We start from the raw sequence: 7,500 nt of genomic DNA on the forward strand, positions 1-7,500 counted from the left end.
CGCGGATATGAGCATAGACATCAGTGAAGCGCTGAAGGCCCTGGATAACCCCACACGCCTGGCCATTCTTACCCTGCTGAAGGACCCGAAGACCAACTTCCCCGAGCAGGAAGCCGATCCCGAGCAGCTGGGTGTCTGCGTCAGCATCATCCAGGAGCGCGTGGGGTTGTCGCAGTCCACCGTCTCGAATTACCTGGCGGCGCTCCAGCGCGCGCAGTTGGTGACGTCGCAGCGTATCGGTCCCTGGACCTACTACAAGCGAAACGAAGAGAAGATCGCTCAGCTGCTCGAGGCGCTCAGCAAAGCCATCTGAGCTGGCTGCGAACTGCGTGTCGCTGGCGTCAGCAGCATGTGAGCCGATCGTTTTTTCCGCCGGACGTGACGGGTCGCTCGCAATGGGGCGCAGTTATCGACTGACCTTGCTCGCCCGATATCGCCCCGGCGTCATGCCGACCACCGTCTTGAAGTCATGAATGAAGTGCGGCTGATCGCTGTATCCGCAGGCCAGGGCGGTGTCCAGTAACGGCTGGCCGGCGCGCAGCTGGTTGCGCACCAGCGCCACGCGCTGGATGCGGCTGAACTGCTTGGGTGTCATTCCTACATGATGGCGGAACAGGCGCTCCAGTTGGCGCTGGCCGAGCGGTACGGACTGGAGGAGGTCGGCCAGGCGTGCACGGCCCTCGGTCGCGGTGATCTCCGACAGTAGCTGTTGCACTGGGGAGCGTCGCTCCTGAGTCGCCTGCAGACGTCTCATCAATTCCTGCTCTACCAGCAGCTGCTGCGCCTCGCGGCTCAGCTCGACCAGTTGGTCGACCATCCCGGCAAACCCCAGTCGCTGCCAGTCGGAGCTATGAAAGCCCGCCAGCTCATCCAGGCTGATGCCAAAGAACGCCGCGCCCATCCCAGGGCGAAAGCGCACGCCCATCAGTCTCACCTGCCCAGCCAGTTGCAATCGCGAACTGGCAAGCTGCGGCCCGGCGATCAATGCACGCGGCTTGTGCAGATGACCATCGAAGGCCAGCGGGTCGGCGAAATTGAAGATGACCCCACAGGCGCCGTCCGGATGCAGCATCTGCTCGTCGTACACCGTGGCGGCGTCACCCTCCAGCCACCAGAAGCGCTGCACGTAGGCAGCCAGTGCTGGCGCAGGCGGGCGAGTCAGGAAGCCACTGATGTGTGGCAGTCGTTCGTGCAGGGCGGACATGGAAGGCGGCGTTCAAAGATGTCGAAAATCTACAATAGCGCAGCATGGCGGCTGCGTAGCCTTGGTTGCACATTCAAACCGAGGAGTGACCACCATGCGCATGAACTACGAAGCTGCCGCCCCCGACGTGATGACGGCAATGATCGGGCTGGAAACCTACCTGGCGCGGCAGAGCCGCCGCGAGGACGGCGTCGACAAGCCGCTGATGGAGCTGGTCAAGATCCGTGTCTCGCAGATCAACGGGTGCGCCTACTGCCTTGACATGCACACCAAGGACGCCCGCGCCCTCGGCGAAACCGAGCAGCGCATCTATGCCCTGAGCGCCTGGCGCGAAACCCCGTTCTTCAGCGACCGCGAACGCGCCGCGCTGGCCTGGGCCGAGGCCAACACCCTGTTGCCCCAGGGCGTGTCGCAGCAGCTGTTCGAGGAGGTACGCGAGCAGTTTTCCGAAGCTCAGCTCGCCAACCTGACGCTGGCCGTTGTCACCATCAACGCTTGGAACCGCTTCGGTGTGTCCTTCGCGCCGGTGCCAGGTAGTTACCAGCCGGACTGATGCATGGCGTGCCGCCTGGTCTGCTGGCCGGGCGGCTCCGGTTCAAGGCTGCAGTTCCTGGTTGCCCATGGCACAGATGCTCTGAGCCTGCCGCGCCGCCGGTAGCGCGCGCAGCTGGGTCATGCACTGCGCCTGGCTGGGCGTACGCACCACTCTGAGCTCGGCGTTGTCGTTCACGCCAATCAGGTAGGGCTTGTTGTAGCGCGGGCCGTCGTGCCAGCTGCTGAAGCGCTGCTCGCTGTAGCCGCATTGGTAGCGGATATGGCCGGAGAATCCCTTGAAGCGGTCGCGGCGGAAGATGTGTCGGTACAGGAGCCAGTCACGCTTGCTCTGCCCGTCGCGCACGGCGTCGAGGCAGCCCTGCAGCTCGGTGATCTGCGGCTCGTGAAGGAAAATGCTCTGCGCCAGGCTGGAGCCGTCCAGCTGCACCGTGGCCACCAGATAGACCTGTCGCTCGGTCGCCTGTGCCGATAGCGCCAGGGACAACCCCAGCGCCAACATCCCTGTTCTGCTCAATCCGTATGCTCCTGATGACCGCGATTTCTTCGAGGCGGCACCCTAGCCGAGGACGGCCCGAGGAAACAAGGTGAGCTCGCTTCCAGCTCCGCCAGGATAGGCCGGCTGCCGAACTAGCGGGACGCCCGTTCGTACAGCTCCAGCGGCAGGCCATCCGGATCGGCAAAGAAGGTAAAGCGGCGGCCCGTGTACTCATCCACACGAATGGATTCGACCGCCACACCTTTGGCTTCCAAAGCGGTCTTGCAGGCGGCCACGTCATCGACGACAAAAGCCAGATGTCGCAAGCCCTGCGCCTCGGGCCGCGAGGATCGCTGCGGCGCATCGGGAAACGAGAACAGCTCGATCTGCCCGCCGTCCGGCAAGGCCAGGTCGAGCTTGTAGGATTGCCGGGATGCCCGGTAATGCTCAGCAATCACCGCAAGGCCCAACGTTTCGGTATAGAAGTGCTTCGAGACAGCATAGTCCGAGCAGATGATCGCGGCATGGTGGATTGAGCGGAGCATGCAGAACGTCCAGCAATGGTGAGTAGGTAAAGACTGGTTGCGTAGCGGGGTGTTCCGAACGTGATGGCAACCCAACAAGTAACCGGCATAGCCTGAATGCAGTTGCGCGGAAGCCGCGTACCTATCGCGCCGCTCGATGGAGCTACTGAGGCGCTAGCCTATTTATTATCGGAATTGGAAGCAGTCCGCCTTTGTCATGTACTTGGGCCGTGAGTGGCATTTTGGTTTTGGCGGGCTCTAACCTTTAAATTCTTTTCTTACGTTCACTTAAAACAGCGTTTAGCAGGTCGGGTAACCACTCCGGCTTGAATGCGGCGGCATCCTCATTCTGGATTTCGGCAATGTCCCACCACTTCCACTTTTGAATGGTGCTTTTTTCTTCGTCTGTCCATTCCGCCGCGAATATGTCTGTATTTGGCGGGCACTCCACAAGGTAATATTTTTCTAGCCAGCGTGCAGGGGTTGACCGTGCGACGGCATACACTTCATCTCGCTCCTTCAGAAGGCTGCCAATCTTCAAGGTGAGGCCGGTTTCCTCATATAGCTCTCTTGCCGCAGCCTCAGCGTAGCTCTCGCCAGTCTTAAGTTCGCCGCCAGCGGTCGCCCAAAAAGGCGCTTGATGTTCGTCCTTGTATAAAAATAATAAAAGTCGGCCATCGCTATCTAGGATGAACAGTCTGGAGCACTTTCTAATTTGCACGTTTTCCTCGTTATCTTGTGGAGGTTTATGTTATTGAGTCCAGCATTTGGTTCAGGGGGGGTTAATCCGTTTAGGTAGGCGAATTGAGCGGCTTGAACCAGTTATAGTTGAACTAGCCTGAGTGAACACCTTTGAAATAGTCTGTACGCTCAATGGTCATGCGTAGCTTGCATTCTTCTACCTGAGCGCCCTGCCAAGGAGATGGGGTGGAAGATATTCCCGTGTATTCGCACTCCGCATCTCTGAATTTCAGCCAAGCTCTTTGAGCAGAGCGAAATAAGCTAGCTATATCAGTGCTTGGCCACGTTTCGCGTAAGGCACGCTCTTCTTCTTCGATTCTTTTAATGGCTTTTTTGTATTCGATATTCAGCTGATCGTCAGCAGCTTTATTTTTTTGGGATACGCATAGATAGCCTGCGGTAACTCCACCTCCCTGTGCATTGCATGGGTCATCACTGTTCTCAGCGGCAAAAGCTACTGCGGGGACTAACATGAATAGAAAATATATTGCTTTCAAAGCTGCCCCTGGTACGAGTGTAGAGTTAAGACTTGGCCCAGCCGCGTCTTGTGGACGCCTCGCCTGAGCGAGCAAGCGACTTGAGTGCCTTTTTTGAGCTACCTTGTAGGAATCTTATTATAAAGGTTTGGGTCTTCCAGGCATTGCTTCAAAAGCAACTGCTGCCCGCTATAAACCTTCATTATCTTGGATCTCGCTTTGTCTGTTTTTACGCTTAGGCAGACACATGAGAATCCGTAATAGCCATTTGTGCGAACAAATTCTTTATCGTCAATTTTTGGAATATGATCCATCGACGCTTCATCAGCAAACCCAATGCCTTGAGTTGAAATTATCCATTCAGCGTCAGCGTCAATTAGCCATAGATTTCCCGGTGTGGGGTTTTCTAGCCAGCCGCAGCGCTTTTCAGCGGAGATGGCGCTAATAGGTGTTGAAATGAGCAGCATCAAGAGCAAGTAGCGCACTTGTGTTTCCTTGATAGTAAATATGGTGGGGGCGCTTCGCTCACTCCGGTGAGCGAAGCGAATGGTTTGAGCCGCTTGCTAGAGCGGTGCGAATGAAATCCAAGGCTCCCTGAAAAACTTCGTGCCACTGTGAGTTGGCTGGTTGCGCGAGAGGGTACCAAAAAAATTTGAAGTCATGCCCACCGTCATCGGATGCCTGATGAACCCATTCATCAGGCATTTCTTGGTCAACTTCACAGAGATGAAATGACCAGACTTGCTCCTGATACCCTGATTTCCATAGCCCTAAATTAGACACGATTTTTGCGTCTAGAATACCTGCCTCTTCCTCGAGCTCACGTATGGCTGCTTCATCAGCACTTTCGCCTGATTCAATGGTGCCTTTTACTAACTGACGGCCAGCAATTGGGTGCAAAAATGCAAGTATTTGTAGTTGTGCGTTGTTACGAATAACTACAGGGCAGGATTTTGTTGGTTTCATTGTGTTGTCCAATCCATCGGCCAAAGGAGCGTTTTTTGCCCCTGGTAGAGCGTCGGGGACTTGTAAAGGCTGTTAGCTGCAAAGGACGGGCCTGAAGAATGTTCGCTCGTAGCTGACTATGCATTTTGTTTCTTCGGCATATTTGAAGGCAGCTATACAGTCTGCGTCTTGAAACGATTTTTCTCGATATTGTTCATAGTCCGCCAAGCTTGAGAATGTAAACATGGCAAGGGCAACGTTATTTGCGCCCTCTGATGGAAGGAAGTAACCGTGGTGATTTCCACCAAATTTCTCAACCAAAGGAATCCACATTTTTCCGTAATGCTCAAATTCCTTGATTTTATATGGGTCTATTATGTATCTGATATGGCAAGTAACCATAGCGTTCCCCTATATAGCTAAAAATTGTTTTAGAGCTGCTTAAACTCTAACCCGGAGCGAGGTGAGCAGCTTGGAAGCCGTATGGACTCTCTTCGCATCACGTTCTTCCATAGCACTGCGGCGACTGTTTGCTGGGAGAGGTGCGATGAAGCGTATAGCGGTTGATTTGGCGAAGTCCATTTTTCAGGTTGCCGAAAGGCTTCTGGTCGGCCAGGTAGGTCGGTGCGAAGTCGCTCAATTCTGAGGCCGCATGTGTGATCAAGCCGATCGCTTCGCCAGTGGCCGCCACCTAAGTGCCTGGCTGGGCATGACGCCCAGCGAATACAGAAGTGGCGAGCGGCGACGACTCGGGCGAATCAGCTGCAAGGGCAACGTCTATGTGCGCACCTTGCTGATCCCTGGCGCAAGGGCGACGCTACTGGCGGCCAAGCGCTGCAAGGCACGAACACCGGAGCGGCTGACGCAACTTCAAAGCTGGGCGCTGCAAACCGCCGAACGCATCGGCCACAACAAAGCCGCCGTGGCACTGGCAAACAAACTGGTAAGGATCTGCTGGCGGTGTGGTGCCATGAACGACGGTTCAACGGTAACTAGCACAGCACAAAGCCCGCCTGACGGCGGGATTAAACAATGAAGAAACGGTTCTAGTGGTTGTGGTGAGAAGCGAGACTGTCGGAACAGGCGAGTCCTGCAGCGGAACAAGGCCGATAACAATCATGATCTTCGCGATCGCTTGAACGCTTGGCCCCCGCTGCGCTAACTACAGAATGGCCAGGGCAGTGCCCAGAACAGGCCGGATATACGAACGCAACCGCACTGACGACATGATCGAAAAAAGCTATTCCTCACCGCTTGTGAGGGAGAGTCCATATACACTTTTTAGGCAACCGCTGATTAGCCTGCAGACCGTTCGCATTTGTGGCCTGAAAAAGTATCAAAAATCTGACGGTGTGCGTGGTACGACCATTGATCTTGACGTTCATAGTAGCCGGCAACCCAAGTTTGTAAGTTTTCTAACATTTCATCTTGAGCATGTTTGGACGGATACTTATGAGGTTCCCATGGGCGATGTCGGTTGTGCTCAAGACAGACCTCAAGCCCAGGGTTAAGAAATATCAATTCAGAGCTATGATGTTTCGTTTTTTCAATGAGTTCTCCGTAGCAGCCCTCTATAACCCAAGTTTTATGAGTGGTAAGAAATACTTGAAGTGATTCGCTCACAGCTTCTGGTGCCCGTGGAATAGCAATTTTCCCGGATTCCCATACGATTGAATCAAGGTCGAGGTGAGCCAACCCGTGATCTTTAACTAGGCGCTGAGCAAGCGTGGACTTTCCTGAGCCGGAGTTGCCAAAGATAAGTATTTTCATTAGGCTTAACGTTTGGTTAAGGGACGGGCTTTAGCCCGTCCCAGTGAGCGAAGCGAACAATTTGGACCAGTAGTTATAATCCAGTATGGAATGGTTGCGCTACCAAGCGTCACGGTAGTCGAAGGCAACTTGGTAGTCATACTCGGTTAAGTTGATTTTGTGCTTAAAGTATGGCTGCAATATGGTTAGCCACTCTATCAAAATGTCAAACTCTCCATTGTTGACGCTTTCGCTAACGGGTAGGCTAAGTAGCTCAATTATTGAAACGTCATCTCCCATGTCGTCGGAGTATTCTCTGCCCACGCCAAGATCGTTATGCTTGTCATACCAATTTAACCGAATGCGGAGTCCCATTTTTCCCTCACAAGTATTTTTTGATATTTCGGCTTTTAACAGGAGGTTTAAGTTGCTCTCCTGTAACAGGATTGAATGAGCCGAGGTGACTGCCATCAGTCGTTCGATAACCCTCAAGCTCTCCATGTTGGGAGTCCCACTCGTAAACAGTACGTCCCTTGGTGTCAATCCAGCGTTTACGCGTTCCTGCGCTGCCTTGTTTTGGTGTCTTACCCCGGGTTTCTTGTAGGCCTGGAATGCCTGTGATTTCCTCGGTTTTGGGAGCCGGGTGGTAGCCGTGCCCTAATTGTGGCAACCCGGCCCTCGGCACGCTCATCACCACATACAGCGGCTGTATTCCCGATTCAGCCGGGAAGACCAAGATGAAGTCTTTGTACTCAGGCGGGTAGATTGGATTTTCCAGCGCTTTTGCAGCTGCATCCGTTGCTGGATAAACCCAAATAGGTGGGACTTGCG

13 protein-coding genes and 1 pseudogene are annotated in these 7,500 nt (G+C 54.5%); 3 read left to right on the forward strand and 11 right to left on the reverse strand.

The genetic code is table 11. The features are described from left to right. Window positions 1–7: 7 nt before the first annotated feature. Entirely contained in the window at window positions 8–313 is a 306-nt protein-coding gene (locus LO50_RS17755; RefSeq protein ID WP_014819114.1) for an ArsR/SmtB family transcription factor, read from the forward strand. Window positions 314–406: 93 nt separating this feature from the next. Here LO50_RS17755 and LO50_RS17760 read toward each other — a convergent pair whose 3' ends face one another. Then, window positions 407–1,204, reverse strand: coding sequence for a helix-turn-helix transcriptional regulator (locus tag LO50_RS17760; RefSeq protein WP_044315822.1), 798 nt, complete (start codon window positions 1,202–1,204; stop codon window positions 407–409). A gap of 94 nt (window positions 1,205–1,298) precedes the next feature. On the opposite strand from LO50_RS17760, the gene LO50_RS17765 reads away from it, so the two are divergent. Beyond that, on the forward strand, window positions 1,299–1,757 hold the full coding sequence (locus LO50_RS17765; RefSeq protein ID WP_044315823.1) for a carboxymuconolactone decarboxylase family protein: 459 nt from the start codon (window positions 1,299–1,301) through the stop codon (window positions 1,755–1,757). 42 nt (window positions 1,758–1,799) lie between these two features. On the opposite strand, the gene LO50_RS17770 is transcribed toward LO50_RS17765, so the two are convergent. The 7 genes from LO50_RS17770 to LO50_RS24260 form a co-directional block, all read right to left on the reverse strand. Next, window positions 1,800–2,258, reverse strand: coding sequence for a hypothetical protein (locus tag LO50_RS17770; protein WP_044315824.1), 459 nt, complete (start codon window positions 2,256–2,258; stop codon window positions 1,800–1,802). Window positions 2,259–2,386: 128 nt separating this feature from the next. Beyond that, window positions 2,387–2,779, reverse strand: coding sequence for an SMU1112c/YaeR family gloxylase I-like metalloprotein (gene gloA2 / locus LO50_RS17775; protein WP_044315825.1), 393 nt, complete (start codon window positions 2,777–2,779; stop codon window positions 2,387–2,389). A 244-nt stretch (window positions 2,780–3,023) separates the two neighbouring features. Beyond that, window positions 3,024–3,479 carry an NUDIX hydrolase gene (locus LO50_RS17780; RefSeq protein WP_044315826.1) on the reverse strand — a complete coding sequence of 152 codons (456 nt, stop codon included), beginning with the start codon at window positions 3,477–3,479 and terminating at the stop codon, window positions 3,024–3,026. A gap of 112 nt (window positions 3,480–3,591) precedes the next feature. After that, the gene (locus LO50_RS24245; RefSeq protein WP_236690601.1) at window positions 3,592–3,996 is read right to left on the reverse strand and encodes a lysozyme inhibitor LprI family protein; all 405 of its coding nucleotides are present in this window, start codon (window positions 3,994–3,996) and stop codon (window positions 3,592–3,594) included. A 98-nt stretch (window positions 3,997–4,094) separates the two neighbouring features. Continuing rightward, window positions 4,095–4,460, reverse strand: coding sequence for a DUF4087 domain-containing protein (locus LO50_RS24250; protein WP_201775190.1), 366 nt, complete (start codon window positions 4,458–4,460; stop codon window positions 4,095–4,097). 40 nt (window positions 4,461–4,500) lie between these two features. Beyond that, window positions 4,501–4,941, reverse strand: a complete 441-nt coding sequence (locus tag LO50_RS24255) for an NUDIX hydrolase (RefSeq protein ID WP_080902124.1) — start codon at window positions 4,939–4,941, stop codon at window positions 4,501–4,503. A 72-nt stretch (window positions 4,942–5,013) separates the two neighbouring features. Next, entirely contained in the window at window positions 5,014–5,322 is a 309-nt protein-coding gene (locus tag LO50_RS24260) for an NIPSNAP family protein (RefSeq protein ID WP_080902125.1), read from the reverse strand. Window positions 5,323–5,587: 265 nt separating this feature from the next. Here LO50_RS24260 and LO50_RS24265 point away from each other — a divergent pair. Further along, a pseudogene (locus tag LO50_RS24265) lies at window positions 5,588–5,916 on the forward strand (transposase); the annotation flags it as partial. A gap of 300 nt (window positions 5,917–6,216) precedes the next feature. Here the strand turns inward: LO50_RS24265 and LO50_RS24270 are convergent. The 3 genes from LO50_RS24270 to LO50_RS24275 all read right to left on the reverse strand — a co-directional run. Continuing rightward, window positions 6,217–6,690, reverse strand: coding sequence for a P-loop NTPase family protein (locus LO50_RS24270; protein WP_080902126.1), 474 nt, complete (start codon window positions 6,688–6,690; stop codon window positions 6,217–6,219). A 99-nt stretch (window positions 6,691–6,789) separates the two neighbouring features. Then, on the reverse strand, window positions 6,790–7,170 hold the full coding sequence (locus tag LO50_RS17790) for a colicin E3-like toxin immunity protein (RefSeq protein WP_336434174.1): 381 nt from the start codon (window positions 7,168–7,170) through the stop codon (window positions 6,790–6,792). After that, a partial coding sequence (locus LO50_RS24275) for a colicin E3/pyocin S6 family cytotoxin (protein ID WP_173425602.1) occupies window positions 7,052–7,500 on the reverse strand: 449 nt, incomplete at its 5' end. The genes LO50_RS24275 and LO50_RS17790, both read right to left, overlap by 119 nt.

The sequence above is a fragment of the Stutzerimonas stutzeri genome (assembly GCF_000935215.1).
Taxonomy (GTDB): Bacteria; Pseudomonadota; Gammaproteobacteria; order Pseudomonadales; family Pseudomonadaceae; genus Stutzerimonas.